Below are 26,919 nucleotides of genomic sequence, written 5' to 3'. Positions count from 1 at the left end.
AAAGACTGACGAACGGCGGCTGATGGTCGATGGCCGACACGCCGTCACTAGCTCAATATGGACGGGCCGCGGAAGCCTTCCCCCTGCGGCCGTGTCGCGAGAGAGGGCGTCCCCCTGGCTCCCTCGCAACCGGAGGGCTCGTCGGAAACGGCGGGCCCTTTTTCTTGGCGATGAGACGAAGAGGCATGCATGGCAAACAAAGCATCAGACCTGGCGCACCGTCTTGCGCGCAATGCCGAAGCGGTCTGCCGGCATTACCTTCCGAACGGTCGCCGTGAAGGGCGTTACTGGATGGTCGGCGATGTGCGGAACACGCCCGGCCGGTCGATGTATGTCCGCCTGAAGGGATCAGAGTCCGGCAAAGGTGCGGCGGGCAAGTGGACCGACGCGGCCACCGGCGAGCATGGCGATCTGCTCGATGTCATTCAGGAAAGCTGCGGACTGTCCGATTTTTCCGATGTTGCGACCGAGGCACGGCGCTTTTTGAGCCTGCCGCAACCGAAAGCCGAAACCCGCTCAGAACCTCGATCCGTGTCGGCACCGACCGGATCGCCGGAAGCCGCGCGGCGGCTATTCGCCATGGCAAAGCCCATCCGGGGCACGCCCGCAGAAACGTACTTCCGCAATCGCGGGATTACGACTCTGCACCAAACCGGAAACCTCCGTTTCCATCCGAACTGCTACTACAGGCCCGACGGGCACAGTCCCACCGAAACCTGGCCCGCACTGATCGCCGCAGTGACCGACCTCGATGGCACGATCACCGGTGCGCATCGCACATATCTTGATCCTTCTGCGCTCGACCCTAATGGCTTTTCCGAGGCGACGCTCGGCAAGGCGCCGATCGATACGCCGCGCCGCGCGATGGGCCATCTACTCGGCCACGCGGTCCGCTTCGGCGTTGCACGCGATGTCATGGCGGCGGGAGAAGGTATCGAGACCATGCAGTCGCTGAAGCTCGTCCTGCCGAATATGCCGATGGTGGCCGCACTCTCGGCCGCCCATCTCGCCGCCATCCTGTTTCCCAACACATTGCGCCGTCTCTATGTGGCTTGTGACAACGATCCGGCCGGCGAAGGAGCGTTGGAAAGCCTGGTCGACCGGGCGAGTGCGGCCGGGATAGAGGCGTTGCCACTCATGTCCTGTCTTGGCGACTTCAACGAGGAACTGCGCCGCACCGGCATCGACGTTCTCCGACATCAGGTGCGGCTGCAGATCGCGCCGGAGGATGTCGACCGCTTCCTTCTTGCACCGGGATCGGCCGGGAGGGAGACGTTACCGGGCTGACCGTCGCCGACGGGATCGCACGGGGCGCGCTGCCCCCGCCGGATAGAGTCGCGACCCCGGCCTTCTTCGAGAGGGCGACAGAACGGCAGGCGGGCCGGGCCGGCAATGGCTGCGCCCGGTTCTTTTCCGTCGGCCCTGCGGGCCGTTCCATCGCGAAGCAAAAGAACCGGTCTCCGCCATCCTCCGCTGGCGCTACGGCCCTGCACTCCTTCTCGGCATGACCTTCTCCCAAAACCGGTAGCCACTTTTGGGGATTATGCCCGTCGCTCTGGATGCAGGCCCGTTCCGCCTGCCGTCTTTCGTCGCCACGAAGGCCGCGGCGGTCGCGGTCCCCCGATGAAGGAGCACACCATGTTCACCGATCCCGACGACATTGATGGCGAACCGCATCACGGCACATCGCCGACCGACACGATCTGCACCGAACTCCAACTCTTCGGTCATCGTCCGCCCGAAGGCCAACCCGACCCGCGCGATGTCCCCGAAGACGGCCGCATCGAAGGCGCCGTCGCAGATATCTTCGATGCCCTCGTCGCCACTATGGCCGACACGATGCTCGACGACGACCTCGACGAACTGCTCTGGTCGACAGTCCACATGTTCCACCGTGCCGCTGACCGGATTGAGCGCAAGCTCGACGACAACGAACAGGCGCAAAAGCGCGGGCAGCGCGAACAGGACGGCTCCGAAGTCAAAGCCGTCGACCTTGAACGGCTGATCACCATCGGGCACACGCTTATCGAGCGCCGCGATTGCATGGAGGTCTATCGCGACAACGCCGCCGAACATTATCTTCGCCTGACGGGTTCACCCTGGTCGGCACGCTCGGGATCGCGGGTTAACCATCGCAACCTCACCTCCGCGATGATCGACAGCCGGGATTTCCTCGCGGCAAAGAAGCACGCCGACACCGAGGTGCACCTTCCCGAGGGACCGAAGATCGCCTTCACCGGCGGGCTCGACTTCAACGACCATCAATTGATCTGGAACACGCTGGACAAGGTCCACGCCAAGCACACCGACATGGTGCTTCTGCACGGCGGCTCGCCGAAGGGTGCCGAACTGATCGCTGCCAAATGGGCGGAGACCCGCAAGGTTCCGCAGGTCTCCTTCAAGCCCGACTGGATGCGTCACGGCAAGGCCGCCCCGTTCAAGCGCAACGATGCCATTCTCGACGTCCTGCCGATCGGCGTCATCGTCTTCCCCGGCACCGGCATACAGGACAATTTCGCCGACAAGGCGAGGAAGCTCGGCATTACGGCATTCGACTTCCGCAAGCAGAAGCGGGTTTAAGTGTGTTCCGCTAATCGCATCACCAGATCCTGCGCCGACGCATTCCGGCGCAGGTCTTTCTCCGCTAGAGTACGCCAGCGCCGTGGTGGTTGTGGAGATGCGTGTCATCAAAGGAGACCGCAAATGTTCCTTTCCACTGTTTTGAGCATCCTCGGCCTCGGCGTCATCGTCTACGTGCTCTTCACGCTGGCCGTCTATGCGCTCCCCTTCTTCGTCGCGATGACGGTCGGTCTCTATGTTTATGAGGCCGATGCGGGCGTCCTCGCGGCCATCATCGCCGCGTTCCTGTCGGGCGCTGCGACGCTAATCCTGGGACAGATCGCCTTCGCCACGGTCCGATCTACTCCGATCAGGCTGGCGGTCGGCGCGTTCTACGCGATTCCGGCTGGCGTCGCCGGGTTCCACGCGATCAGGGGATTGTCAGAGATTGGTAGCGCGGGTGAGAATTGGTCGCTGGCCTTTGGCAGCATCGGCGCCTTGGCCATCGGCATCACCGCATGGATGCGCGTTGCGGCACTGTCAGGACCGGAAGAATCGCCGCCTACGATAACGACAAAACGCGGTGAAAACCGCACGGCCAACGACGGACAAGATCTTGTGCGAGACCGGTGACATGCCGCGCGGTTGGGAAACCATGCTCTAAGCCATCGACACATCACGGGATAACTGACCGAGCTCAGTCACTCGGACCGTACGTCACCAGTTTCCGCTCTGTCCCGCGTCCGTTTTGACGATATGCAGCTTCTATCGCCGACTCGGCGCAATGTAAGCGACGACACCGTTGAGCGAGTACTCGATGACTAGCCCGCCCTAAACGCTGCAACCAATCCTGATCGCACGACATCGCCTGTCTTCGCGCTATCATGGGTGCCGGGATCTTGCCGGTCACGACAGGCAGCCTTCAGTTCTTCTCCAACGCTTCAATACCCGCGCCCATCACGGCCTCTCATGGCCTGATCTGGCCGGGATCGGCTGCTGCCTCGACCGCCTTGTCCGCAACGGCGCGTCCGGAACTTTCTTCCCCTGGGCTCACGCCCATTCCTCGCGGGCACAAGAAACTTCCGTCCGCACCGTCCTCCACTGACGTTGCGGGCCTAAAGGCTGCGTCAGCGGATCGCCCCGGCCTTGCGATCACCATCGAGGCCGCGACGGGCGCGGGCTCGAAAACCTAAAGGAGAACTGAAAATGGCTACCATCGGCACCTTCAAGAAGTCCGGCAACGAATACACCGGCGAAATCGTCACCCTCAACGTCCAGGCCAAGAACGTCCGCGTCGTCCCGGAGACTGGCCAAACCAGCGAGAACGCTCCCAGCCACCGCGTCCTGGTCGGACGCGCCGAAATCGGAGCAGCCTGGTCCAAGCAGTCCAACGAGGGTCGCGACTATCTCGGCCTCAAGCTGGACGATCCGAGCTTCACCGCTCCGATCTACGCCAACCTCTTCAACGATGAAGACGGCGAAAGCTACAGCCTCATCTGGTCCCGCCCCAACCGCCGCAACGGCGACTGAGCGATCACCAGCAAGCCCCGCCCGTTCACCCGGGCGGGGCTTTTTTCCGCGTTGCTACTTCTCGTCTTCGTCTTCGTCTTCGAGCAGCGCAGCCGGCTTCACGTCGAGCGCCAGTGCGACATGCCAGAGCGTGACGATGGTCACGTTCTGCTGACCCCGCTCCATGGCTGAGACATGTGCGCGATCCACGCCCATCTTCGCAGCCAGCGCACCCTGGCTGAGATCGCGTTTCGTGCGATGATTTCTGAGATTTCTTCCAAAAAGTTCCTTGATATCCATCCGCACGATAAATGCGGATCGCGTATTTTGATGCGACGTATTATAATACGCGGTAATCAGTTCCGTCGTCAGCAACCTTCCGGGTGTTGGCGATTGCAACCCGCCGGCAGTTGCGGGCGATATGGTTTCTGGTTCATTAATATGAACGCTCGTGCGACAGGACCAACCATGACCACAACGCAGATGCCGATCGCCGACGCTCCACCGGACGAGGCGGTTTTGACGGTATACGACCGCGATCATCTGAAGCTCTATATGCGTCTGCTGGACGCCGAGTGCGCCGGCGCTTCGCTGGAAGAGGTGTCATCCGTGCTGTTTGGAATAGACGCCACGGCGGAACCCGAACGTGCCCGGCGTGTGCGTGACAGCCATTTGAGCCGCGCCCGCTGGATGACCGAACAGGGCTATCGCGAGATTCTCAAGCACGGCCTACCGTAGCTTATCGAACCTGTGATGCGCATACCGGATCGCCTCATGCGCGCCCTCTCACTAGCCAAACTCAACTTCCGGCGTAATCATCCAATGAGAAAAACGTCATCTGTCTTCGGGGGGCTAGTCTGTTAGGAGGACGGCCGTGTCCATGGATTGGCTCGACAACCGCATCTACGATCATTTTGACGACCTCGACCTTTCCGGGCTGGCCTGGGAATGCCTGAGGCGGAACGAAAGCTACCGATCCGACTATACCGCAAAGCAGGACGATAGCGCATGCGCCGCTTGGGGCCTTCGATTTCGCAGTTGATCCGGAGCGTGATCCGCCGACCGCGCCCGTCTTCTGGAATCCCGCAGACGCCCCCGCAATCGTCAATTTGATCGCTCCCGCGCACCAATTCGATAATAAAGTCTCGAGCATCGGAACCCTTCCGATCGTCGCAAGCGCGACCGATTCCGAATTCACCTGGCTCAAGCTCGATAACGGCGCCCAACTTGTCGCCAAAAGCTCCGCGGCTGACGCCGACTTCGGCGTCGTCGTGCCGTTTGACGACGCCTGGACAGTCCATCTCGCAGCCGCCGACAGACTCTATCGTCATCTCCACGGATTGTCGGTTGAACATCCGTTGACTCGCCAACGCCGTCAGCGCTTGAAACACGCGCTCAGAACCGTCGACGGACTGCGCCAAGGCGCGACCTACCGCATGATCGCCGTCGCCTTTTTCGGCGAGCGGCGTGTGTCGGATGAACCTTGGAAGACTAACGCGCTCAAGTCGCAAATCGCGCGCCTCGCTGCATACGGGCGCAGAATGATCGAAAAGGGGTATCGACGGCTTTTGCAGGGCAAACATTGATAGAGAACTGTGAATATCGCGAAGTTTTCGTTATGTTCTCGTCATGACACAGCCTTCTCAAAACCTCGATTCAAGCGCCGTAAAGATACTCGGCCGAACGCGTCGCCTGCTAACTCACCAGCGCGCAGTCTTCGATCAGATATTCCACAGCGGCGGCGGCTATGTTCTCGACTTTTCCGATAGGACGATGGCCGAATGGTTCGAAGAGCGCTTCGGCTTCGACATCTTTCAGGCGCGATTTCAAGTTGAGGGCGCGAGCAAGGGCAAGACGCTGCGGGGTTTCGTCGAGGTCGCAGAGCCGCGGCTCGTCGCGCAGGTTCTTCGCGCGCTCTGGGCTTATAGGTGCGGGCTCTCCGGCTATGTCGAAACCAAGGAGGCCGAAGAAGCCCGCCTCAAATCCTGGCTTGAACAGTTTACCGCCGAGCTGGAGAACGTATCGACGCTGAAGCTCGACGACGCGTTCAAGGACTTTTCCGGCGACACGACACTTCCCAAGCTCCGCGCTTCGATTGCTGCCGACCTCGTCGCCGAAAAGCCCGACGTCGCGCTCGACCGCGTGCATACCTACTGTGTCAAACGGTTCCGCGACTTGCTTTCATCGCGCAAGCAGCCCGTCGATGCGAAGACGCCGCTGCACGCCATTTTCGGCGCTTATGGCAAGGCTCTGCGTGATGAAGGCGCTGTGAGCGCGTTCGCGCTGCCAACTCTCCGTGTCCAGCATAAGCTCTTCGAGGGGCTGAACGGGGCGCGCAACAAGCGGTCCTTCGCGCACGATAACGAGCTTCTCACCGTCTCCGAGGCGCAATTCATTATCGACTGTGTGCTCGCATCACTCGCTTTCATCGAGCGGCTGGAGGCGGAACGCCAGGCTCCGGCGGCTGATCCAGCCGACGATTTCCCGTTCTGATCAGCAAGCTATCCTCAGCTTCCTATACGCCCTTTGAGGGGTAGCGTTTTCCTTGTCCCATCTTCGCCATCCCCCCTGACGGCATTTCTGCGCTTCCCTCGCCTCCGACAGCCTGCCGCAGGTCGCGGCCTGGCACAGCAACCGGAGGCGCTACCCTATGCCCGATCCCAACGCAGGCCTACCGCCGCGCTACTTGAGAACCCCCGAAGCCGCCCGTTTTCTCGGTCTTTCCGGCCGCACGCTGGAGAAACATCGCACTTACGGCACCGGTCCCAAATATTCCAAGATCGGCGGGCGCGTCGTCTATTCGGTCGAGGACCTGCAGGCCTGGGTCAGCCGGGGCGAGAAGAACTCGACCTCGGACGATACCGGCGACACGGTCCTGCCCGCCAAGCGCCACGCGGCAATCTCGCCCGCCTATAGCTACAAGCGCCGGTGAGCGGGATGCGCACCACCGTCGAACTCCTGTGGATCGAAGGACGGGTCGAGCGCTGGATTCGCTTCGGTCACATCGTCCAGGAAACGATCCAGAGCCGCAGCCGCCGCACCGTCGGCTTCGATCCCGGCGCGGTCTTTGCTTTCGTCCGCTGGACGGCCAGTGACTACGGCACGGTCGAGAGCCGGATCGACATCTTGCGCGCCGTTGGTCGCGGCGAGGCCTACGCGACCGTCCCTTGCGTTGTGCCCGGTGGCGAGAGCCTTCTGCACATCTCCGGTTGGCCCAAGGTCGAGGCGGTGCTCACCATCATCGACCGCATCGAAGCGCTGGACATCGCGCCTGAGGAGGTCTGCCCGGATCATTGGCGACATGTTCATCATCGGCTAACCGCCGGCCTGACACCGCGCCCTTACACGAAAGCACGACATGCCGCCTGGCTCAAACGGCGGGAGATCGAGACATGACCCGCACACGCCGAACACTTTTCCTGGCCGGTGTGGCGATCGGTCTGATCGGCGCTTCGGCAGCCGTACGCAGTGATCAGATCCTCATCTGGAACGCGTCGGCAAGCGTTCCTGTCGGCGTCTATTTCGTGACGCCGTTGCGCGATCCGCAGGTCGGTGACCTCGCCGTCGTGCGCCCACCCGAAGAACTCTCGAACTGGCTCGTCGCGCGCGGATATCTCGGTCGTGACGCACCCCTGCTGAAGCAAGTCGCTGGCCTCAGGGGTGCTGAAGTTTGCCGCTTCGGCATCACAATCACCATCGATGGCGCGAGTGCGGCGACGGCACGGGTGACTGATCGGCACGGTCGCCGTTTGCCGGTCTGGAACGGCTGCCGGGTGCTGCGCGAAGGCGAAGTCTTCTTCCTCAATAGGCGCGAACCGGCCAGCCTTGACGGGCGGTATTTCGGGCCGATCAACACCGATACGATCGTCGGCCGGGCGGTTCCGATCTGGACCCGGGAGGATTGAGCCATGTCTCTCCTTCCTCTTTCCGGCCGTCAGTCATCTGTCGCTCGCATGACGATGGCGATGCTCACGATCGCCATCACCGCCGGACCGGTTCCGGCATCCGCGGAACCGTCGCAACGTACAACAGATGACCGACCCGCAGCGGTCCGACCGTCTTCTATCGACGTGTTCGTCGCGCAAGCGGCGGCGCGATTTCGCATCCCGGAACGCTGGATACGCGTCGTCATGCAGGCCGAGAGCGCGGGCAATCGCCGTGCAATAAGCCGCGCCGGCGCGATGGGCCTGATGCAGATCATGCCCGCGACCTGGGCCGAGCTGCGTGCACGGCATGGGCTCGGCGACGACCCGTTCGACTCACGCGACAACATCCTGGCGGGCGCGGCCTATATCCGCGCCATGTATGATCGCTTCGGCGCGCCCGGTTTCCTCGCGGCATATAATGCCGGTCCGGAACGCTATGCTCAGCACCTCGCCACCGGACGCCCGCTGCCGCGCGAAACACGCGCCTATCTCCGATCGCTGGCGCCGCTGATCGACGCGTCCGTCGTATCGCCATCGCAAGATGACGGACGGTCGAATACATCCGACTGGCGTGAAGCGCCGCTGTTCGTCGGGCTTCAAAACCGGACAGACGACCGATGATGCCGTGTTTCGCAGCGCGGCGCGTGCTGGCGTGCTCTTTCGCGGATTTGACGGAAGAGCGGGTCACGGAGGTGTCAACAACGAAAGGATGGCGAGATAAAAGGCGCGGCACCGATGCGCGCTATGTGGTTGTTGTTCTTGGGTTTTTTACACGCCACACGGGGTCGCGCAGTGCCATGTATGGCGCTTACACTTTGATATCCAAGGCCTTTTACCGTGCCATTCTTCTTTTCAGCGGGCAAAAGGTATGAGCGCCCGCGATGACGATCTGCGTATCAAACCTGGGCGTATCCGCGACCGTGGACCGCGCGGGCGCAAGGCGCAGAGCTTCGTCGGTCAGGTTATGCGCGCCGCGAAAAAGGCCGGCCACACCGGTTACCGGTTCAATGGCGCGAGGCGCACCGGCTCGACCTCGACCTTCGGGCGCGGGCGGTTCGCGGCGACGGCGCGCAGCCTTTCACGAACCAAACGTCGTGTCATCGTCAAGGCGCGTGTCGTTCGCCATCGCGGGGCACGCTACCGTTCGGCGCCGCTCGCCAAGCACATCTCCTATCTGAAGCGCGACGGCGTCACCCGGGACGGGCGCGACGCGGCCATGTTCGATCGCGACGGTGACGCTAACGAACGCGCCTTCGCCGAACGATGCGAGGACGACCGGCATCACTTCCGCTTCATCGTCTCGCCGGAGGACGCGGGCTCCATGGACGATCTGTGCGCTTTCACCCGTGACCTAATGGACCGGGCCGAACGCGATCTCGGAACCGATCTCGATTGGGTCGCCGTCGATCATTGGAATACCGACAACCCTCATATCCACGTCCTCGTTCGCGGCAAGACGGACGCCGGCAAGGACCTCGTCATCTCACGCGACTACATCGGCCGCGGTTTCCGCGCCCGCGCCGAGGAACTGGTCGGGCTCGAACTCGGGCCTCGCACCCAACGTGAGATAGCCTCTAGCCTCGACACGGAGATCGGCGTCGAGTGCTGGACCGGGCTTGATCGCGCCCTGCGCGCGCTTGCCGATGAAAGCGGCGGCGCCGTTGATCTAAGACCCGGCGCACCGGAACCGTCCGATCCGGAACTGCGTCGGCGATTGATAGGACGTGCACAGACGCTGGAACGCCTCGGCCTTGCCGACAGGTTGGTGCCTGCCGTCTGGGAACTGAAACCCGGCATGGAACGCACACTGCGCGAACTCGGCGATCGGGGCGACATCATCAAAACCATGCACCGCGCCCTGGCTGACGGTGCCGCTCGATCGCTTTCAGACTTCGCGGTAGAGGGCACTCCGGCCGAGCCGATCCTCGGACGGCTTGCCGATCGCGGGCTCCATGATGAACTGACGGGCGAAGCCTATGCCGTCATCGACGGCGTCGACGGGCGGATCCATCACCTGCGCTTCCCCGACCTGGACCAAACCGGCGATACACCCACCGGCGGGATCGTCGAGACGCGGAGTTGGACACCACGTGATGGCAGTACGGTACGACTGTCTCTGGTTGGCCGGTCCGATCTCTCGCTCGCCGCGCAGGTCGATGCCGATGGCGCGACCTGGCTCGATCGTCTGCAATTGGCGAAGGGCAGCGAGCCCTTGAGCGGGAACGGGTTCGGCGCGGAGGTGCGCGACGCACTTGGACGGCGGGCCGATCATCTCGTCGCCGAGGGCCTGGCGACGCGGCAAGGTCCGCGCGTCACGTTTGTCCGCGACCTGTTGGCGACACTGCGCAAACGTGAACTCGATGCCGCCGCGACGAAGCTCGCTGCCAAGACCGGCCTTCCACACAGAGCCTCGACCGAGGGTGAGGCTGTCGCCGGCACCTATCGCCAGCGCCTCGATCTCGCCTCGGGACGCTTCGCCATGATCGACGACGGGATCGGCTTCGAACTCGTGCCATGGAAACCCCAACTCGAAAAGCATCTCGGCCAGACCATCACCGGGACCATGGCGCCAGGCGGCGGTGTGGACTGGGCACTCGGCCGCAAGCGCGGCCTCGGTATCTGAGTCAAAAGGATGGACACGACACGATGACGAAAGACCCTCGCCAGTCACCCGCCACCGCGATCCTCTGGGGACAGATCGTCATCGTCTCCGCCGTTGCGTTGCTCTTCGTCTGGGCGGCGACGCAATGGACGGCTTGGCAGCTCGGATTCCAACCTCAACTCGGCGCACCCATGACCGAACTGTTCGGCTGGCCGGTCTATCCGCCTTGGAATTTCTTCGTCTGGTGGTACTTCTACGACGCGTACGCGCCCCGCGTCTTCGTCGAGGGCGCGATCATCGCCGGTTCCGGCGGGATCGCCGCGATAGGTGTCGCGATCTTCCTCTCTATCCTGCGCGCTCGCGAGGCGCGCGACGTCACCACTTACGGCTCAGCCCGATGGGCAGACCGCAATGACGTGACCGCCAGCGGGTTGCTGTCACCCGACGGTGTCGTGCTCGGCCGCTTCGAGGAGCGTTACCTCCGTCACGACGGTCCCGAACATGTGCTCTGCTTCGCGCCGACGCGATCCGGCAAAGGCGTCGGTCTGGTCGTGCCCTCGCTCCTGACCTGGCCGGGGTCCGCCATCGTGCACGACATCAAGGGGGAGAACTGGCAGCTCACAGCCGGATGGCGGGCGCGTTACTCGCGCGTGTTGCTGTTCGATCCCACCGATCCGCACTCGTCCCGCTACAATCCGCTGCTGGAAGTCCGGCGCGGCGACGGTGAGGTGCGTGACGTCCAGAACGTCGCCGACATCCTGGTCGATCCCGAAGGTCTGCTGGAACGGCGGAACCACTGGGAAAAGACCAGTCATTCGCTGCTCGTCGGCGCGATCCTCCACGTGCTCTATGCGGAAGCCGACAAGACGCTCGCCGGCGTCGCCGCCTTCCTCTCCGATCCGCGCCGACCGATCGCCGCGACCCTGGCCGCCATGATGCGTACGCCACATTTGGGCGACGGTCCCCATCCCGTCGTCGCGCAAGCCGCACGCGAACTCTTGAACAAATCTGAGAATGAAAGGTCGGGTGTGCTGTCGACCGCGATGAGCTTCTTGGGCCTCTATCGCGATCCCGTCGTTGCGAAAGTCACCAGCCGGTGCGATTGGCGCATCCGTGATCTGGTGGAGGGCGCGCGGCCGACGACGCTCTACCTCGTCGTGCCACCCTCGGATATCTCGCGAACCAAGTCTCTCGTCAGGCTGGTGCTCAATCAGATCGGCCGTCGGCTGACCGAAGAGCTGAATGCGCAAAACCGCAGGCACAGATTGTTGCTGATGCTCGACGAGTTTCCGGCACTGGGGCGGCTCGATTTCTTCGAGAGCCAACTCGCCTTCATGGCCGGCTACGGCCTCAAAGCGTTCCTGATCGCCCAGTCGCTGAACCAGATCGAGAAAGCCTACGGTCAGAACAACGCCATCCTCGACAACTGCCACGTCCGTGTCGCCTTCGCCACCAATGACGAGCGCACCGCAAAACGTGTTTCGGACGCACTCGGCACCGCCACCGAGATGCGCGCGATGAAGAACTATGCCGGCCACCGGCTCTCGCCCTGGCTTGGTCACCTGATGGTCTCGCGGCAGGAGACGGCCCGTCCGCTGCTTACGCCCGGCGAGATCATGCAGCTCCCGGCGGATGACGAGGTCGTGCTCATCTCCGGCGTACCGCCGATCCGGGCGAAGAAGGCGCGCTACTATTCGGACCCACAGTTCAAGGTGCGGATCGTGGCGCCACCGGAGCCGGAAACTTCGAAGAGAGAAGTCACTGACATTCACTACACGGATGATTGGACCAATCGCCCGCCAATTGAGGTCCCGGCGCCCGCAGCCAAGAATTCACAGAGCGATGAGGACAGTGACGGTGGTGTGCGCCGCGAACCTGCTTTGCCCGAGCACGAAGAAATCGCACCGGAAACGACGCCAGCGCGCGAAGAATTCGCAGCCCTCGATGAGGATCAGGATGACGAGGCTCAGCGGGCCAAGGAACTGCAGGGCCGATTCCGCGGTGTCGACCGTCAGGCGGCGCTCGATCCAGATGACGGGATCGAGCTTTAGGAGGTACCGGAATGAAGAAGGATAGATTGAACGTCTATTTCGATCCGGTACTCTCGCCGGAACTGGATGCGCTCGCTGCGCGTCGCAGGGTCTCCAAATCGGCTATCGTCGAGGCGGCGCTCGCCTCCTACCTCTCGCCCGATGCCGATGAGCAGCACGAAGCAGCAATCGTGCGCCGCCTCGACCGGCTGACCCGCGCCATCGAGCGGCTCGAGCGGGACGTATCCATAGGCAATGAGGCCCTGGCGCTCTTCGTCAAGTTCTGGCTGACCACCACCCCGCCGTTGCCGGACACTATGCGCGATGCCGCCCACGCCAAGGGGCGCGAACGCTATGAGGGTTTCGTCGAGACACTCGGACGGCGGCTGGCGAGGGGGAACACGCTGACGAAGGAAGTCTCGGATGATATCGCAGGCCGTAGTTTGGAGCAATGACGGCTTTGATGCCCAATGTGACTGATTCTGCGCATGAAACGAAAGGCTATTTCGGGCCTCCTCATGTCCGTCGCCCGTGACTTAGGGGCCAACTGTGCCGCTCACGAGTAGACCGAGGATTAGGAGATAGCCTCCGGTCAGCAATCGGAAGGCCAAACCTGATCCCGCAATGCGCCATGCCGCAAGGGCGAGAAGCAAGCACATGATGATCCCCGTAAGCCAATTCAATACGTAGACTGGGGCGTCCCACACATTCGGGGTCGCCGCTCCCGGCTCGTAATCTGAAAGCAAGATTGCCGCCCCCAGCAAGATGGTCTGGCCGACCACGATCCCGGAGATGGGCAACCGTAGGTTTGACACATCCCCATCACGCCATCGCACGGCGAGGCGTGCTACAAGCGTGGTGAGCAGCAGTGAACAGACTGCCTGCGTTACCCACAGCAGCGATTTGTCCGTAGATTCGAATATGAAATGGGCAATCGGAATGAAGGGCCCGAAGGCGAACGGCAGGCTTGTGCAGCCCGCGACCACGAGGGCAATTCGTTGACCGAAGTGCGTCGATCTGGCGGCTAAAGCAAGGTGCAGGGCGACAAGGCCGATCGTCACAAGAGATAACGCAGCTGTCATGGGTCTCCGATCGCAATCCGTTCGATCCATCGTAACGATCGCGGGATGGTACCACAATTCAAATTTCTCTGCCGGATGTCCCCACACCATCCGCAAAGCCGGCTTTGCACTGGCGCGCCACTTCCCCATTACCCTGCCTTTGCCCGCCACAGCACTACTACGCCGTAATCCCTGTTGCCGCTGACCCAATAACGGTCTTCTTGATGTGTCCCGTAACCAAATGCGGGGCCGCGAATGACCGTCCAACCTTTCCAGACAGAAGCGATCCTGCGCGGCTCCCGCATGCTCCGTACGGCGCTTGGACCGCACGTCGCCACATGGCTTGAGGATCCCACCATCGTCGAAGTCATGCTCAACCCCGATGGTCGACTCTGGGTGGATCGTCTCAGCGAAGGATTGTCGGACACGGGCGAGCGGCTTTCCGCCGCCGATGTTGAACGCATAGTCAGGCTGGTCGCGCATCATGTCGGCGCCGAGGTCCATGCGGGAGCCCCGCGTGTCTCGGCGGAACTGCCCGGGACGGGTGAGCGGTTCGAGGGGCTTTTGCCGCCGGTCGTTGCAGCGCCTGCCTTCGCGATCCGCAAACCCGCCGTCGCCGTGTTCACCCTCGACGACTATGTCGCCGTCGGCATCATGGGTGCGCAAGCTGCTGGAGCGTTGCGCGACGCAATCGCCATGCGCGCCAATATCCTCGTCGCCGGCGGCACATCGACCGGCAAGACCACGCTGACCAATGCGCTGCTCGCTGAGGTCGCCAAAAGTTCAGACCGTGTCGTCCTGATTGAGGACACCCGTGAGCTTCAGTGCATGACGCCGAACCTCGTAGCTCTGCGCACCAAGGATGGAGTCGCGACGCTGTCCGATCTCGTGCGCTCATCGCTGCGCCTACGTCCCGATCGGATCCCTATCGGTGAGGTGCGCGGCCCCGAAGCGCTCGATCTTCTCAAGGCCTGGGGGACCGGTCATCCGGGCGGCATTGGCACCATTCACGCCGGCACGGCGATCGGCGCACTGCGCCGCCTCGAGCAGCTCATCCAGGAAGCCGTCGTGACGGTGCCGCGTGCGCTCGTCGCCGACACGATCGACATCATCGCCGTGCTCGCAGGCCGCGGACCCGACCGCCGGCTCGCGGAACTCGCTCGCGTCACCGGTCTCGATGCCACAGGCGACTACGCCCTCGAACCTATTCTCAGTAACTCCGGAGGAGACCCATCGTGATCCGTCTATTGCCCATCCACCCGCGCTGGCCGCAGATCGCCGGCGCTCTCGCCCTCGGCCTTGTTATCGCAGCTGAACCCGCACATGCGGCAGGGTCCGGCATGCCGTGGGAAGCGCCGCTGCAATCGATCCTCGAATCGATCGAGGGACCGGTCGCCAAGATCGTCGCCGTCATCATCATTATCATCACCGGCCTGACACTCGCTTTCGGCGACACCTCGGGCGGGTTCCGGCGGCTCGTGCAGATCGTCTTCGGCCTCTCCATCGCGTTCGCCGCGTCGAGCTTCTTCCTCTCCTTCTTCTCCTTCGGCGGCGGGGTGCTGGTGTGATGCGCGACGGCGACGACATTCCGGGTTTCTACGCGCCCGTGCATCGCGCGCTGAGCGAGCCGATCCTACTCGGCGGCGCACCACGCGCGGTCGCCATTGCCAACGGCACGCTCGCCGCCGCCGTCGGGCTGGGTCTGCGCTTGTGGCTCGTCGGCATCCTCTTCTGGCTGATCGGCCATCTCCTCGCAGTCTGGGCCACGAAGCGCGATGCACAGATCGTCGCCGTCGCGCGGCGCCACCTGCGCTACCCGACCTGGCTGGGAGTTTGAGACGATGATGCGGCTCGCCGAATATCGCTCCAGGACGGCCTTGCTTGCCGATTATCTGCCCTGGGCGGCACTGATCGACGAGGGCGTCGTGCTCAACAAGGACGGCGGCCTCCAACGCACGGCGCGGTTCCGCGGTCCCGACCTCGATTCCGCGACACCCGCGGAGTTGGTTGCGACGGCCGGTCGACTCAACAATGCGCTGAGACGGCTCGGTTCCGGTTGGGCGGTCTTCGTCGAGGCACAGCGCGTCCCGGCGCGCGCCTATCCCTTGTCCCAATTCCCCGATCCCGTCTCGGCACTGGTGGATGCGGAGCGCCGTGCGCAGTTCGAGGAAGCCGGTTCTCACTTCGAGAGTCAGTATTTCCTGACGCTCGTCTGGATGCCGCCCGCCGACGAGGCGAGCCGCGCTGGGCAATGGCTTTATGAGGGTGCGGCCGAGACCGGTATCGATCCGCGCGAGCATGTCGCAAGCTTCGTCTCACGCACCGACCGCCTGCTCGATCTCTTCGACGGCTTCATGCCCGAAGCGGCCTGGCTCTCCGATGCCGAGACGCTCACATATCTCCATTCGACGATCTCGTCGCGTCGCCAGCGTGTGCGCGTACCCGAAACGCCGATGCATCTCGATGCGCTTCTCGCTGACACCGCACTCATCGGTGGCCTCGCGCCCCGGCTTGGAGACGCCTACATCAAGACGCTCTCCATCGTCGGTTTCCCGACCGCGACCTGGCCTGGACTGCTCGATGAATTGAACGGGCAGGCCTTCGAATATCGGTGGGCGACGCGCGCGATCTGCCTCGACAAGACCGACGCTACAAAGCTCTTCACGCGTATTCGCCGCCAATGGTTCGCCAAGAGGAAGTCCGTCGCGGCGATCCTCAAGGAGGTGATGACTAACGAGGCCTCGACACTTCTGGACTCCGACGCCGCCAACAAGGCGGCCGACGCAGACGAAGCGCTGCAGGAACTCGGGACCGACATGGTGGGCGCCGCCTATGTCACCGCAACGATCACGGTCTGGGACGAGGACGAACGCGCCGCTGACGCGAAACTCAAGGCTGCGGAGAAGATCGTCCAGGGCCGCGATTTCACGGCTATCCCTGAGACCCTCAACGCGATCGAGGCCTGGCTTGGCTCATTGCCCGGTCACCTCTACGCCAATGTCCGCCAGCCGCCGGTCTCGACACTCAACCTCGCCCACATGGTTCCGATCTCCGCCATCTGGGCTGGGCCAGCGCGCAACGATCATCTGGACGGCCCACCGCTCTTCTATGCCGAGACGGAAGGCGCGACCCCGTTCCGCTTCTCCACCCATGTCGGTGACGTCGGCCACACGCTGATCGTCGGACCGACCGGATCGGGCAAGTCGGTCCTGCTGGCGCTGATGGCCCTCCAGTTCCGCCGCTATGACGGCTCACAGATCTTCGCCTTCGACTTCGGCGGCTCGATCCGCTGCGCCACTATTGCAATGGGCGGAGACTGGGAGGATCTCGGTCTCGCCCTCTCCGAGGACGAAGCCGCCGTCCAGCTCCAGCCTCTCGCGCGCATCGATGACGCGGCCGAATGTGCCTGGGCGCAGGACTGGTTGGCCGGGCTGCTTGCCCGCGAGGGCGTTTCCATCGACCCGACCGCCCGCGACCATCTCTGGTCGGCGCTGACCTCGCTCGCTTCCGCACCGGTCGAAGAGCGGACCCTGACCGGACTGTCTGTCTTGCTGCAATCGAATGAACTCAAACGCGCGCTCGCGCCCTACTGCCTGGGCGGTCCGTTCGGCTGTCTGCTCGATGCGGAACGAGAAGAACTCGGCACAGCCGATGTTCAGGCCTTCGAAACCGAGGGGTTGATCGGGTCTGCCGCAACGCCAGCCGTGCTCGCCTATTTGTTTCACCGTATCGAAGGCAGACTCGACGGACGGCCCAGCCTCATCATCGTCGACGAGGGTTGGCTGGCGCTCGATGACCAGACCTTCGGCGGCCAGCTCCGCGAATGGCTGAAGACGCTCCGCAAGAAGAATGCGAGCGTGATCTTCGCCACCCAGTCTCTCGCCGACATCGACGGATCGAACATCGCACCCGCGATCGTCGAAAGCTGCCCGACGCGCATCTTCCTGCCCAACGAGCGCGCCTTCGAACCACAAATCGCCGCCATCTATCACCGTTTCGGGCTCAACGACCGTCAGATCGAGATCGTCGCCAGGGCGACGCCCAAGCGCGACTATTACTGCCAGTCCCGGCGCGGCAACCGGCTCTTCGATCTGGGGCTCGGCGAGGTCGCGCTCGCCTTCACCGCTACTTCGTCGAAATCCGACCAGGCCGCCATTGCCGAGACGCAGGCCGAACACGGCCGCGCAGGCTTCGCCACCGCCTGGCTGCGACGCCGCGGCCTCGACTGGGCTGTCGAACTGCTCGGCGACACCATCACCCCGACAATCCCCACTGAAACGAAGGAGAACACCTAATGAAACCGCTTCGCAAACGCTCTCTTCCCGCCAATCTCCTTGCGGCAACGCTGCTGGCAGCGCCGATCGCGCTCGGACCTATGATGTCCGAGCCAGCGCACGCGTGGCGTATCGTCTACGACCCGTCCAACCACGCCCAGAACATCCTCCAGGCCGCCCGCGCTCTGGAACAGATCAACAATCAGATCACTCAGCTGCAGAACCAGGCGCAGATGCTGATGAATCAAGCGCGCAATCTCGCCAGCCTGCCATACTCATCGCTGGCCGAGTTGCAGGCATCGGTACAGCGTACTCAGCAGCTCCTGAACGAAGCGCAGCGCATCGCCCACGACGTCGCCGACATCGAACGCGCCTTCACCGAACAGTATGGGACGGCCGCCGCGTCCGGTGATTTCGACGCGATGGTCGGCAATGCGCGCGAGCGGTGGGAGAATTCTGTCGCCGGCTTCGAGGACGCGCTCCGCGTCCAGGCCGGCGTCGTCGGCAACATCGACGGCGCCCGCTCGCAGATGCAGGCGCTCGTCGCCCGCAGCCAGGGCGCGACCGGCGCCCTGCAGGCGGCCCAGGCGGGCAACCAGTTGTTGGCATTGCAGTCGAGCCAGATCGCGGATCTCACTGCCGCGATCGCCGCCTCGAACCGAGCCCAGGCTCTGGAGGCCGCACGCGTGGCCTCGGCCGAAGCGCAGGCGCGCGAGAACCTCAACCGCTTCCTCGACTATGGCAGCGGCTACCGTCCGACCACCGTGCGCATGTTCGGCAACTGACCATGGCTACCGGTCCCGACCATATCCTGCGGCTCATCGCCTTCGGCCTCGGCGGCCTCGCGGCTCTCGCCGCCGCCTTCGAGTTTCGGGACGCCGTCGTCCCGGAGAAGATGCCTGCGTCGATATCTGAAACGGCCGACGATCCGCTGCGTGCCGCGCTCCGGCGCTGCCGCGCGCTCGCCGTCGAGGAGGTTGAGATCGAAACCGCCTGCCGCGAGGCCTGGGCCGAGAACCGCCGGCGCTTCTTCGCGCCCGGCGGTTCCAGGTCTGGCCGGGAGGAGGAATAGGCCATGGGTGGCGTCGGCGTTATCGATCGATTCCTGGATGTCTTCACCCGCTATATCGATAGCGGCTTCGGATTGCTCGGCGGCGACGTCGCCTTCCTCGCGACCACGCTCATCGCCATCGACGTCACGCTGGCCGCGCTCTTCTGGGCCTGGGGCGCGGACGACGACATCATCGCGCGGCTCGTCAAGAAGACGCTCTTCGTCGGGATCTTCGCCTATATCATCGGCAACTGGAATCAGCTCGCCCGTATCGTCTTCGAGAGCTTTGCCGGGCTGGGGTTGATCGCCTCCGGTGGTTCCCTGAGTGCCGGTGAGCTTTTGCAGCCAGGTCGCATCGCCGAGGTCGGGCTCGAGGCCGGACGGCCACTTCTTGAGTCCGTGGGCGACCTCATGGGCTTCGTCTCCTTCTTCGATAATTTCATCCAGATCGCGATCTTGCTCTTCGCCTGGGTGATCGTACTGCTCTCCTTCTTCATCCTCGCCATCCAGCTCTTCGTGACGCTGATAGAATTCAAGCTGGCGACGCTGGCGGGCTTCATCCTCGTCCCCTTCGGGCTCTTCAACAAGACCGCCTTCATGGCTGAGCGTGTGCTCGGTCTCGTCATTTCGTCCGGCGTCAAGGTGCTGGTGCTCGCCGTCATCGTCGGCATCGGCTCGACCATCTTCGGCACCTTCACCGCGGGATTTACCGGCGAGCCGACGATCGAGGACGCCATGGCCATCGTTCTCGCAGCACTCTCGCTGCTCGCGCTCGGCATCTTCGGTCCGGGTATCGCCAACGGCATCGTTTCCGGCGGCCCACAACTCGGTGCGGGCGCGGCAGTCGGCACGGGCCTCGCCGCCGGCGGCATGGTTGTCGGTGGTCTGGCGGGCGGCAAGATGGCCGCATCCGCTATCGGCGCAGGCGCACGCGGCGCCGCTTCGATCGCGGGCGGTGCGTCTACCGCCTACAAGGTCGGACATATGGCAGCAGGTGGCGGTGCGGCAGGCGTCGCCGGTGGAATGGCTAGTGTCGGCAAGGCCGGCATGAGCGCCGCCGCAAGTCCGCTCCAACGCATGGGCCAGTCCATGAAGGACAGCTATCACACCGGATCGCGCGCCGCCTTCGGCGCGACCGGCGGCTCTGTCACCGGCGGGACCACATCCTCTTCTCCTGTCAATGATGGCCCGCCTGCCTGGGCGCAAAAGCTCAAGCGGCAGCAATCCCTCCACCACGGCGTCGCCACGACCGCCCATGTGATCCGATCCGGAGACCATGGCGGCGGCGGGACGTCGGTCAGCCTCTCGGAGAAACCATGAGACTCTTCAAACGCCCCAGCGTGAACTACGGCAAGACACCGGAACCGGTTACCCCCTACCAGAAGGCGGCCCAGGTCTGGGACGAACGCATCGGCTCAGCCCGCGTTCAGGCGAGGAACTGGCGACTGATGGCCTTCGGTTGCCTGCTGATGACCGGCGGGCTTGGCGCGGCGCTCGTTTGGCAATCCACGCAGGGCACGATCGTGCCCTATGTGGTGGAGGTCGACCGTCTCGGCGCTGCGCAGGCCGTCGCGCCCGCCACCGCGGATTACCGGCCGACCGATCCGCAGATCGCCTTCCACCTCGCGCGTTTCGTCGAGAATGTCCGGCAGGTGCCAGCGGACCCAATCGTGCTGCGCGAGAACTGGCTCAGGGCCTATGATTTCGCCACCGATCGCGGCGCGCTCGCGCTCAATGACTATGCCCGCGTCAACGATCCCTTCGCCAAGGTCGGCGAAACCCAGGTCGCCGTCGAAATCTCCAGCGTGATCCGGGCATCGAATTCGAGTTTCCGCGTCGCCTGGATCGAACGTCGCTATGCCAACGGTCAACTTGCGGCAACCGAGCGCTGGACAGCGATCCTGACCGTGGCGCTCCAGCCGCCACGCACGGCGGAACGGATCAGGAAGAACCCCCTCGGCGTCTTCGTCCATGCCATCAACTGGTCGCGGGAGATGCAGGAATGAGCCACAGAACCCCGAACCTCCCGCTCGCCCTCTTCATGGGCTTGTCTCTCGCGGGCTGCGCCACCTTCCGGCCGCCTGAGATCACCTACGACGAGGATGTGCCATCGTTGCCCGCGCCACCGCCTCAGGTCATCGAACAACCGCCGCGACCGGTCCATACGCCGCCGGCCTGGACTCCCTCACGCGGCGGCGAGAATGCACGGACGCCCGAAGCGCGTGTCGTCAACGCCAACGCCGCCGCCCGCGTCGAACCGCGCCGCGAGGGCTACTACAACGCCATCCAGATCTTCCCGTGGAGCGAGGGTGCGCTCTACCAGGTCTACGCCGCCCCAGAACAGATCACCGACATCGCTCTGGAGCCCGGCGAACGGCTGATCGGCGAGGGTCCGATTGCCGCCGGCGATACCGCCCGCTGGATCATCGGGGACACCCGCAGCGGCAGCGGGCGCACCGAGCGCGTCCATATCCTGGTCAAGCCGACCCGGCCCGAGATCACCACCAATCTCGTCATCAACACCGACCGGAGGACTTATCTCGTCGAACTGCGTTCAGACGAAGAGACATACATGCCATCGGTCGCCTGGGCCTATCCGCGCGTCGCAGGTGTGACCCGGCTACCGGCGGTGACCCGCCCCGAGATTCCCTCGACCGCCCATCGGCGCCATCGATACGCCATCGAGGGTGACAGGCCTCCCTGGCGACCAAGCTCTGTGTTCGATGATGGCCGCCGGGTTTATGTCGTCTTCCCGCGCGGGATCGTGCAGGGCGACATGCCGCCGCTCTTCGTCATCGGCGCCGATGGCGGGACTGAGATCGCCAACACCCGTGTCCACCGCAACGTGCTCATCGTCGACCGCCTGTTCGCAGCAGCCGAACTGCGCCTCGGCGGCAGAAACCAGCAAACGGTCCGCATCGTTCGCACAGATGGCGTGCGACGCAGGCCAGCTGCGCCTCAGCGCCAGAACGGAGAGTCCGGATGACAGATAAATCCCAACCAGGCCGGGCCGGGCATGGTCAGACGGCGAAGCCTCGTTCCGAACGCGATATCGCCGAAGAGCTGCGGCTGCGCGCCGATCCACCCCGCGTCATGCGTCTGTCCCGAAAAGCCATCATGGTTCTCGCAACCGGCGGCGGGCTCGGGCTCGCCGCTATCCTCATCTTCGCGCTGCAAGACCGTGGAGCAATCGAAGGACCGGACGAGCTGTTCTCGACCGAGCGTGTCCAGGAGGCCGAAGGGCTGACCCGCCTCCCGCGCGACTATGGCAGTATCCCGCAGCTCGGCCCGCCACTGCCCGGCGAACTCGGCCGCCCGATCTTGAGCGCCCGGGAACGCGGCCAGCCCGTGCCTGCCGTCCCCGCCACTGGCCCAGCAGTCGATCCCGAGGAACAGCGGTGGCTTCAGGAGCAGGAGGCCGCCCGCCTCAGCCAGCTCTTCGCCGAGGCGAACACGGTCGCGCGCACCACCATTCGACCTCCCGGTGCGGTAGCGCCGTCGAGCAACGGAAGCCTCTTTCCCGTCTCGGCCGAGGCGGCATCGCGCGATGCGACCGATAGGCTCGAAGCGTTCCTGGCGCGCGATGTTGATCGGCGCACGATGAGCGCTGACCGTCTGACCAGCCCGCCGAGCCCCTATGTCATCCAGGCCGGCACCATGATCCCGGCGGCACTCATCACCGGCTTGCGCTCAGACTTGCCTGGACAGGTCACCGCCCAGGTCACCTCCCATGTCTATGACAGTCCGAGCGGGCGCTATCTCCTGATCCCGCAGGGCTCGCGCCTACTCGGCGAATATGATAGCCGCGTTGCCTTCGGTCAGCAGCGTGCCCTCTTGGTCTGGACGCGATTGATCCTGCCGAACGGACGCTCCATTGTCCTCGAACGCCAGCGGGGTGCCGACCCGGCCGGCTATGCGGGGCTCGAGGATCGTGTCGATCACCACTGGGGCCGACTATTCCTCGCGGCAGGCCTCGCGACAGTTCTCAACATCGGTGCGGAACTGGGCGCTAGCGATGACAGCGATATCGCCCGCGCCATCCGCGAAGGTACACAGGACACTGTCGGTCGCGCCGGTGACGAGATCGTGCGCCGTCAACTCGCCGTGCCGCCGACGCTGACCATTCGGCCGGGATTCCCCGTCCGCGTCGTCGTCACTCGCGACCTCATCCTCGAACCGCAAAGAGGCTATCAATGACCAAGCTGAAACTCGGCCCGCTTGCTGACGACAAACCGGTAAAGGTAACCGTCGAACTGCCCGCATCCATCCATCGTGATCTCACCGCCTACGCCGAAGTCCTGGGGCGTGAGACCGGACAGCCAGTAAGGGAACCGGTGAAACTCATCGTACCGATGATCGAGCGGTTCATGGCGACCGATCGCGGGTTCGCCAAGGCTAGGAAGGAGCGGCGTGCGTCTTCGCGTGCACGCGGGCAAGACTCAGGAACCGTCTAAGCGCGGGATTGTCGTTTTCCGGACGCCAGGTCAGCGAGAAGGGAAGTCGCTCATCATCATCACCAATCCGACGAAACACAACGTTGGGATAAGCAACTCCACACCAATGTTCTGCAACAAGGCTGAAGCCTAAACCAAGCCCCACGAGGTTCATAATACCTTCGCGATCAAGTCGATGTTGTTGGATCTTGGCCTGGCGGCCAAGATCGCTAACCCGACGAAGAATGTAGTCACGGATCTCTGGTCCGGGCTCCAGAGTGCTAACGATAAAGGTTGCGTTGTCGACATCTGACCAAAGAACACGATGTTGGCTCGCAAGCGCGTGCGTGCCAGACAATGCCAGGTAGATAGGTTCCTCCGTCAATATCAGCGCATCTCCAAGATTTTCAGAGGGGCATCCAGCTGCAAGTAACACGTCGAGTTCTCTATGACTTAGGCGCGTCAGGAGGTCGCCCCGGTCAGATTCAGTGAAGTACAAGTCAACTTCAGGATATTTCTCGGTAAAGGTTGAAACGGTTTGGCGCAAGGCGCCACGTGATAACGATGCAACAAGCCCTATTCGTAGTTGCCCGTTTGAGCTGACTCCGGCGCACTGCGCCGTTCTAACTGCCACACAAAGATCGCAGCTTATCGCGCGGACGTTCTCCACGAAGCGCGAACCCACAAATGTTAGCCGAGCACCTACAGGGCTTCGTTCGAACAGAGATGCTCCTAAGAGTTCTTCAAGCTTTTGAATTCGGCGCGTTACACTTGACTGACCCATATTCAAAATGGCGCTCGCTCGACGGAAGCTTCCCGCTTCTGCAACTGTCATCAACACCGCTAGGTCGCCAAAGCAAATTTGGCTACACTGCCTTAGGTGCAGAGGCTTCAGTTCTGAACGAAGGTTAGCTGCACTCTTATCAGAGGGCCTGTTCGCTTCAGGCCAAACATGTTCACTATTCGCATCCATAACCGTAACATTTGCCAATCATTTAGGAAGAGAACTTCAGAAGCCCGAAAGTTGTGCTCTACGTCGCATCACCGTCGTTAATGAGGTTTAACTTTTTGACCTCGGTCGTCAGAAACTCTCGATACCGACGAAAACTTGCAAATCGCGCCATTCACACTGAGATTTAACTAAGTTCTGCACCAAAATGGCAACTTGTTTGGCGATTATCTAAGATTTATTCAATAATAAAAAGGTAAATTAGTTGACCAGTTTCGGTGATACAGTATCACCAATGAAGCGATCCACAGTTCCCTCCCTTGATGATCTTCGCGCGTTCGAAGCTACCGCTTGTCTTGGATCGGTACGTTCGGCGACTGACGATCTTGCATTAACACGGTGCGGTCAGTCGACGCATATCGAATCTCAGCCGCGACATCAGCACGCCTTTATTTGAGAAATGAATAGATAGAGTGGTTGCCGCTCTACCCACCCGACGCGTTCTATTGGAGGATCGTCGGGTTAAGTCCAATGGGTGGAGAGGAAGGCGAGCATGACCAAAGAGACGATGATCGGGATCGATCTAGCCAAGAATGTTTTTCAGGTCCACGGAGCTTCCATGTCTGGACAGATCAAGTTCCGGCGGAAGCTGACGCGGCAGCACTTTCGCAGGTTCATGGCTGACCAGGTTCCGGCGATGGTCGTGATGGAAGCCTGCGGCAGTGCCCATTACTGGGCCCGCGAGATGGCCAAGCTGGGTCACGAAGTCAGACTGATCGCTCCTCAGTACGTGCGCCCTGTACCCGTTTGGTCTGGGTGCTCTGGTGCGGATTGACCGGATTTGTTACGCTGCTTGAGCAGCGTAACGCCAGGGGAAGAGCTCGTCCAGACGTGTGATTTTGTGGTCGGCGATTTGGGCGAGGACCCAGGTGAGCCAGGCTTGCGGGTCGATGCCGTTGAGTTTGGCTGTTTCGATCAGGGTGTAGGCGATAGCTGCAGCCTTGCCGCCACCTTCGGAGCCAACGAAGAGATAATTTTTCCGGCCCAGAGCCACACAGCGGATTGAACGCTCGGCTGAATTATTATCGATTTCCAGAAAACCGTTGGTCAGATATCCGCGCATTTTCTTCATGCGACCCAAGGCGTAGCGGATGGCTTTGGCGAGGTCGGATTTTCCGGAAATCCTGTTCAATTGGGCATCGAGCCAGGTCTCCAATTCGTCGAAAACCGGTTTGGCATCCTTCTGGCGCAACGCAACGCGTTCTTCGGGCGATTTGCCGCGCGCGGCCTTTTCGACGGCATAGAGGAGCGCGATGCGCCGGATTGCCTCTTCAGCGATCTGTGATCCTTGCGACTGGAAAATATCGACAAACTTGCGGCGCACATGCGCCATGCAGGCCATCTCGTGGACGTCCTCCTTGGCGAACAGGTCATTGAATCCAGTTTAGCCATCGGCATGAATCCAGCCCTTGAACTGGTCCAGATGACCGGTGGGATGTTTGCCTTCGCGGTCGGTGCTGAAGCGATACCAGGCGGCCGGTGGATCGCCGCTGCCCCAGGGTCGCTCGTCGCGCACATAGGTCCAAATCCGGGCCGTCGCGCATTTCATTCTGGCCTGCATCTTGATTGGAGTATCGTCAGCAAAAATGGCCTGACCCCCTCGAATGTGGCGGCCAGTCGCGTCAGCCAATGGTTCCAGCAACTTTGTCGACTGGCCAACCCAACCCGCCAGAGTAGAGCGATCGAGGTCGATGCCTTCGCGGGCGAAGATTTGTGACTGGCGGTACAACGGACAATGATCCGCGTATTTGCTGACCAGCACATGCGTCAGCAGCCCGGCTCCGGGGCGGCCACGCTCGATCGGGCGTGAGGGCAAGGGTGCCTGAACGATCCTGTCGCAGCATTTGCACGCCATCCGGGGTCGGACAATGCGGTTCACGATGAACCGACCGGGAATGTATTCCAACTCTTCGGTCACGTCCGCACCGATGGTGCGCAGGTCACCGCCGCATTTGCAGGTCTCGCCCGGGCTCAGGATTTCCTCGTTGCGTGGCAAGGACGGTGGCAATGGTTTGCGCTTCGGCTTTTGCTTGAGCTCTGGATCCGTAACCTCTTCAGGCGGCGCGGTGCACGCGGCCGCGGTTTCCTCTTCTTCAAGTCGAAGCTGCAAGTTGAGTTGGTCGGCGGATTCCGATCTCGACCCGAAACGGTGCCGCTGGTGACCCGAAAGCTGGTGCTTCAGCTTCTCAATCTCTAGAGCCTGCGCCTTCGCCAGTTCGACCAGACCCTCTGCCGCGACGCGCAGTTCGGCAGGGTCAGAGGGCAAGGATTTGGGTGCGTCGAACATGACCCGGTTAATAGCTGAACGCCGCGCCGATGTGAATCCTATGAGGCTGGATTTGCTGATAATTTTCCAACCGCCAGAGGCCGCCACGTCCGCTGCGGTGTCAATAACCGCGGAATCGGGACCCTGTTTATTCGCGCAAAAGGGACCCCTTTTCCATCCGTCATAAGGCGCGCCAGTT

General features: G+C 62.7%; 30 protein-coding genes and 2 pseudogenes. 28 read left to right on the top strand and 4 right to left on the bottom strand.

Translation table 11 applies throughout. The features are described 5' to 3' along the window. Nucleotides 1–189 precede the first annotated feature (189 nt). From AC2FLZ_RS03475 to AC2FLZ_RS03455, 5 genes are all read left to right on the top strand, one after another. Nucleotides 190–1,287 carry a DUF7146 domain-containing protein gene (locus tag AC2FLZ_RS03475; RefSeq protein WP_496881791.1) on the top strand — a complete coding sequence of 366 codons (1,098 nt, stop codon included), beginning with the start codon at nucleotides 190–192 and terminating at the stop codon, nucleotides 1,285–1,287. A 351-nt stretch (nucleotides 1,288–1,638) separates the two neighbouring features. Continuing rightward, nucleotides 1,639–2,580 carry a DUF2493 domain-containing protein gene (locus tag AC2FLZ_RS03470; protein WP_496881790.1) on the top strand — a complete coding sequence of 314 codons (942 nt, stop codon included), beginning with the start codon at nucleotides 1,639–1,641 and terminating at the stop codon, nucleotides 2,578–2,580. Between the two features lie 123 nt (nucleotides 2,581–2,703). Next, on the top strand, nucleotides 2,704–3,192 hold the full coding sequence (locus tag AC2FLZ_RS03465) for a hypothetical protein (protein WP_496881789.1): 489 nt from the start codon (nucleotides 2,704–2,706) through the stop codon (nucleotides 3,190–3,192). Between the two features lie 251 nt (nucleotides 3,193–3,443). Next, the gene (locus AC2FLZ_RS03460; protein WP_496881788.1) at nucleotides 3,444–3,752 is read left to right on the top strand and encodes a hypothetical protein; all 309 of its coding nucleotides are present in this window, start codon (nucleotides 3,444–3,446) and stop codon (nucleotides 3,750–3,752) included. 13 nt (nucleotides 3,753–3,765) lie between these two features. Beyond that, nucleotides 3,766–4,089: a DUF736 domain-containing protein gene (locus AC2FLZ_RS03455; protein WP_496881787.1), complete on the top strand. Its 324-nt coding sequence runs from the start codon at nucleotides 3,766–3,768 to the stop codon at nucleotides 4,087–4,089. Between the two features lie 54 nt (nucleotides 4,090–4,143). Here AC2FLZ_RS03455 and AC2FLZ_RS03450 read toward each other — a convergent pair whose 3' ends face one another. Then, complete coding sequence (locus AC2FLZ_RS03450; protein WP_496881786.1) at nucleotides 4,144–4,443, bottom strand: helix-turn-helix domain-containing protein; 300 nt, start codon at nucleotides 4,441–4,443, stop codon at nucleotides 4,144–4,146. Between the two features lie 93 nt (nucleotides 4,444–4,536). On the opposite strand from AC2FLZ_RS03450, the gene AC2FLZ_RS03445 reads away from it, so the two are divergent. The 11 genes from AC2FLZ_RS03445 to AC2FLZ_RS03395 all read left to right on the top strand — a co-directional run bounded on the left by AC2FLZ_RS03445 (nucleotide 4,537) and on the right by AC2FLZ_RS03395 (nucleotide 13,081). After that, nucleotides 4,537–4,806, top strand: a complete 270-nt coding sequence (locus tag AC2FLZ_RS03445) for a DNA -binding domain-containing protein (protein WP_496881785.1) — start codon at nucleotides 4,537–4,539, stop codon at nucleotides 4,804–4,806. 142 nt (nucleotides 4,807–4,948) lie between these two features. Continuing rightward, a complete protein-coding gene (locus tag AC2FLZ_RS03440; RefSeq protein ID WP_496881814.1) occupies nucleotides 4,949–5,110 on the top strand; it encodes a transcriptional regulator domain-containing protein in 162 nt (53 codons plus the stop codon). Between the two features lie 67 nt (nucleotides 5,111–5,177). Beyond that, entirely contained in the window at nucleotides 5,178–5,654 is a 477-nt protein-coding gene (locus AC2FLZ_RS03435) for a DUF2285 domain-containing protein (protein WP_496881784.1), read from the top strand. Between the two features lie 43 nt (nucleotides 5,655–5,697). Then, nucleotides 5,698–6,561 (top strand): abortive infection family protein, encoded by an 864-nt coding sequence (locus AC2FLZ_RS03430; protein ID WP_496881783.1) that lies wholly within the window; start codon nucleotides 5,698–5,700, stop codon nucleotides 6,559–6,561. A 157-nt stretch (nucleotides 6,562–6,718) separates the two neighbouring features. After that, nucleotides 6,719–7,000, top strand: coding sequence for a helix-turn-helix transcriptional regulator (locus AC2FLZ_RS03425; RefSeq protein WP_496881782.1), 282 nt, complete (start codon nucleotides 6,719–6,721; stop codon nucleotides 6,998–7,000). A 5-nt stretch (nucleotides 7,001–7,005) separates the two neighbouring features. After that, nucleotides 7,006–7,464 (top strand): DUF2840 domain-containing protein, encoded by a 459-nt coding sequence (locus AC2FLZ_RS03420; protein WP_496881781.1) that lies wholly within the window; start codon nucleotides 7,006–7,008, stop codon nucleotides 7,462–7,464. Beyond that, nucleotides 7,461–7,973, top strand: a complete 513-nt coding sequence (locus AC2FLZ_RS03415) for a S26 family signal peptidase (RefSeq protein ID WP_496881780.1) — start codon at nucleotides 7,461–7,463, stop codon at nucleotides 7,971–7,973. Before AC2FLZ_RS03420 ends, AC2FLZ_RS03415 begins: the two co-directional genes overlap by 4 nt. A gap of 3 nt (nucleotides 7,974–7,976) precedes the next feature. Further along, the gene (locus tag AC2FLZ_RS03410; protein WP_496881779.1) at nucleotides 7,977–8,615 is read left to right on the top strand and encodes a lytic transglycosylase domain-containing protein; all 639 of its coding nucleotides are present in this window, start codon (nucleotides 7,977–7,979) and stop codon (nucleotides 8,613–8,615) included. A 247-nt stretch (nucleotides 8,616–8,862) separates the two neighbouring features. Further along, nucleotides 8,863–10,617, top strand: a complete 1,755-nt coding sequence (locus AC2FLZ_RS03405; protein WP_496881778.1) for a relaxase/mobilization nuclease domain-containing protein — start codon at nucleotides 8,863–8,865, stop codon at nucleotides 10,615–10,617. Nucleotides 10,618–10,640: 23 nt separating this feature from the next. Continuing rightward, the gene (locus AC2FLZ_RS03400) at nucleotides 10,641–12,647 is read left to right on the top strand and encodes a conjugal transfer protein TraG (RefSeq protein ID WP_496881777.1); all 2,007 of its coding nucleotides are present in this window, start codon (nucleotides 10,641–10,643) and stop codon (nucleotides 12,645–12,647) included. An 11-nt stretch (nucleotides 12,648–12,658) separates the two neighbouring features. Then, on the top strand, nucleotides 12,659–13,081 hold the full coding sequence (locus AC2FLZ_RS03395; RefSeq protein ID WP_496881776.1) for a ribbon-helix-helix domain-containing protein: 423 nt from the start codon (nucleotides 12,659–12,661) through the stop codon (nucleotides 13,079–13,081). 81 nt (nucleotides 13,082–13,162) lie between these two features. Here the strand turns inward: AC2FLZ_RS03395 and AC2FLZ_RS03390 are convergent, their stop codons facing one another. Then, the gene (locus AC2FLZ_RS03390; RefSeq protein WP_496881775.1) at nucleotides 13,163–13,708 is read right to left on the bottom strand and encodes a hypothetical protein; all 546 of its coding nucleotides are present in this window, start codon (nucleotides 13,706–13,708) and stop codon (nucleotides 13,163–13,165) included. Between the two features lie 282 nt (nucleotides 13,709–13,990). On the opposite strand from AC2FLZ_RS03390, the gene trbB reads away from it, so the two are divergent. From trbB to AC2FLZ_RS03335, 11 genes are read left to right on the top strand one after another with little or no spacing between them, the layout of a single operon-like run. Further along, entirely contained in the window at nucleotides 13,991–14,926 is a 936-nt protein-coding gene (gene trbB, locus AC2FLZ_RS03385) for a P-type conjugative transfer ATPase TrbB (RefSeq protein WP_496881813.1), read from the top strand. 14 nt (nucleotides 14,927–14,940) lie between these two features. After that, nucleotides 14,941–15,255: a TrbC/VirB2 family type IV secretion system protein gene (locus AC2FLZ_RS03380; RefSeq protein ID WP_496881812.1), complete on the top strand. Its 315-nt coding sequence runs from the start codon at nucleotides 14,941–14,943 to the stop codon at nucleotides 15,253–15,255. Next, nucleotides 15,255–15,524, top strand: a complete 270-nt coding sequence (locus AC2FLZ_RS03375) for a VirB3 family type IV secretion system protein (protein WP_496881774.1) — start codon at nucleotides 15,255–15,257, stop codon at nucleotides 15,522–15,524. The genes AC2FLZ_RS03380 and AC2FLZ_RS03375 overlap by 1 nt, the downstream gene beginning before the upstream one ends. Nucleotides 15,525–15,528: 4 nt before the next feature. Further along, nucleotides 15,529–17,982: a conjugal transfer protein TrbE gene (gene trbE / locus AC2FLZ_RS03370; protein ID WP_496881773.1), complete on the top strand. Its 2,454-nt coding sequence runs from the start codon at nucleotides 15,529–15,531 to the stop codon at nucleotides 17,980–17,982. Further along, nucleotides 17,982–18,746, top strand: a complete 765-nt coding sequence (trbJ, locus tag AC2FLZ_RS03365) for a P-type conjugative transfer protein TrbJ (protein ID WP_496881772.1) — start codon at nucleotides 17,982–17,984, stop codon at nucleotides 18,744–18,746. Before trbE ends, trbJ begins: the two co-directional genes overlap by 1 nt. Nucleotides 18,747–18,748: 2 nt before the next feature. Further along, nucleotides 18,749–19,033 carry a putative entry exclusion protein TrbK-alt gene (gene trbK-alt, locus AC2FLZ_RS03360; protein WP_496881771.1) on the top strand — a complete coding sequence of 95 codons (285 nt, stop codon included), beginning with the start codon at nucleotides 18,749–18,751 and terminating at the stop codon, nucleotides 19,031–19,033. Between the two features lie 3 nt (nucleotides 19,034–19,036). Continuing rightward, entirely contained in the window at nucleotides 19,037–20,332 is a 1,296-nt protein-coding gene (trbL, locus tag AC2FLZ_RS03355; RefSeq protein WP_496881770.1) for a P-type conjugative transfer protein TrbL, read from the top strand. Then, nucleotides 20,329–21,018 (top strand): conjugal transfer protein TrbF, encoded by a 690-nt coding sequence (gene trbF / locus AC2FLZ_RS03350; RefSeq protein WP_496881769.1) that lies wholly within the window; start codon nucleotides 20,329–20,331, stop codon nucleotides 21,016–21,018. The genes trbL and trbF overlap by 4 nt, the downstream gene beginning before the upstream one ends. Then, nucleotides 21,015–21,998, top strand: a complete 984-nt coding sequence (trbG, locus tag AC2FLZ_RS03345; protein ID WP_496881768.1) for a P-type conjugative transfer protein TrbG — start codon at nucleotides 21,015–21,017, stop codon at nucleotides 21,996–21,998. Before trbF ends, trbG begins: the two co-directional genes overlap by 4 nt. Beyond that, complete coding sequence (locus AC2FLZ_RS03340) at nucleotides 21,995–23,209, top strand: TraB/TrbI/VirB10 family type IV secretion system protein (protein WP_496881767.1); 1,215 nt, start codon at nucleotides 21,995–21,997, stop codon at nucleotides 23,207–23,209. The genes trbG and AC2FLZ_RS03340 overlap by 4 nt, the downstream gene beginning before the upstream one ends. After that, nucleotides 23,206–23,466: a DUF2274 domain-containing protein gene (locus AC2FLZ_RS03335; protein WP_496881766.1), complete on the top strand. Its 261-nt coding sequence runs from the start codon at nucleotides 23,206–23,208 to the stop codon at nucleotides 23,464–23,466. Before AC2FLZ_RS03340 ends, AC2FLZ_RS03335 begins: the two co-directional genes overlap by 4 nt. Here AC2FLZ_RS03335 and AC2FLZ_RS03330 read toward each other — a convergent pair. Further along, nucleotides 23,408–24,418: a LysR family transcriptional regulator gene (locus AC2FLZ_RS03330; protein ID WP_496881765.1), complete on the bottom strand. Its 1,011-nt coding sequence runs from the start codon at nucleotides 24,416–24,418 to the stop codon at nucleotides 23,408–23,410. The two genes, AC2FLZ_RS03335 and AC2FLZ_RS03330, sit on opposite strands and share 59 nt — an antisense overlap. A gap of 529 nt (nucleotides 24,419–24,947) precedes the next feature. Here AC2FLZ_RS03330 and AC2FLZ_RS03325 point away from each other — a divergent pair. Next, nucleotides 24,948–25,193: pseudogene (locus tag AC2FLZ_RS03325) on the top strand (IS110 family RNA-guided transposase); the annotation flags it as partial. Nucleotides 25,194–25,238: 45 nt separating this feature from the next. On the opposite strand, the pseudogene tnpC reads toward AC2FLZ_RS03325, so the two are convergent. Further along, nucleotides 25,239–26,741, bottom strand: a pseudogene (gene tnpC / locus AC2FLZ_RS03320) (IS66 family transposase). Nucleotides 26,742–26,919: the final 178 nt, after the last annotated feature.

Source organism: Ruegeria sp. YKSF131, assembly GCF_059612645.1.
This window is presented reverse-complemented; position numbering and strand designations above follow the sequence as displayed.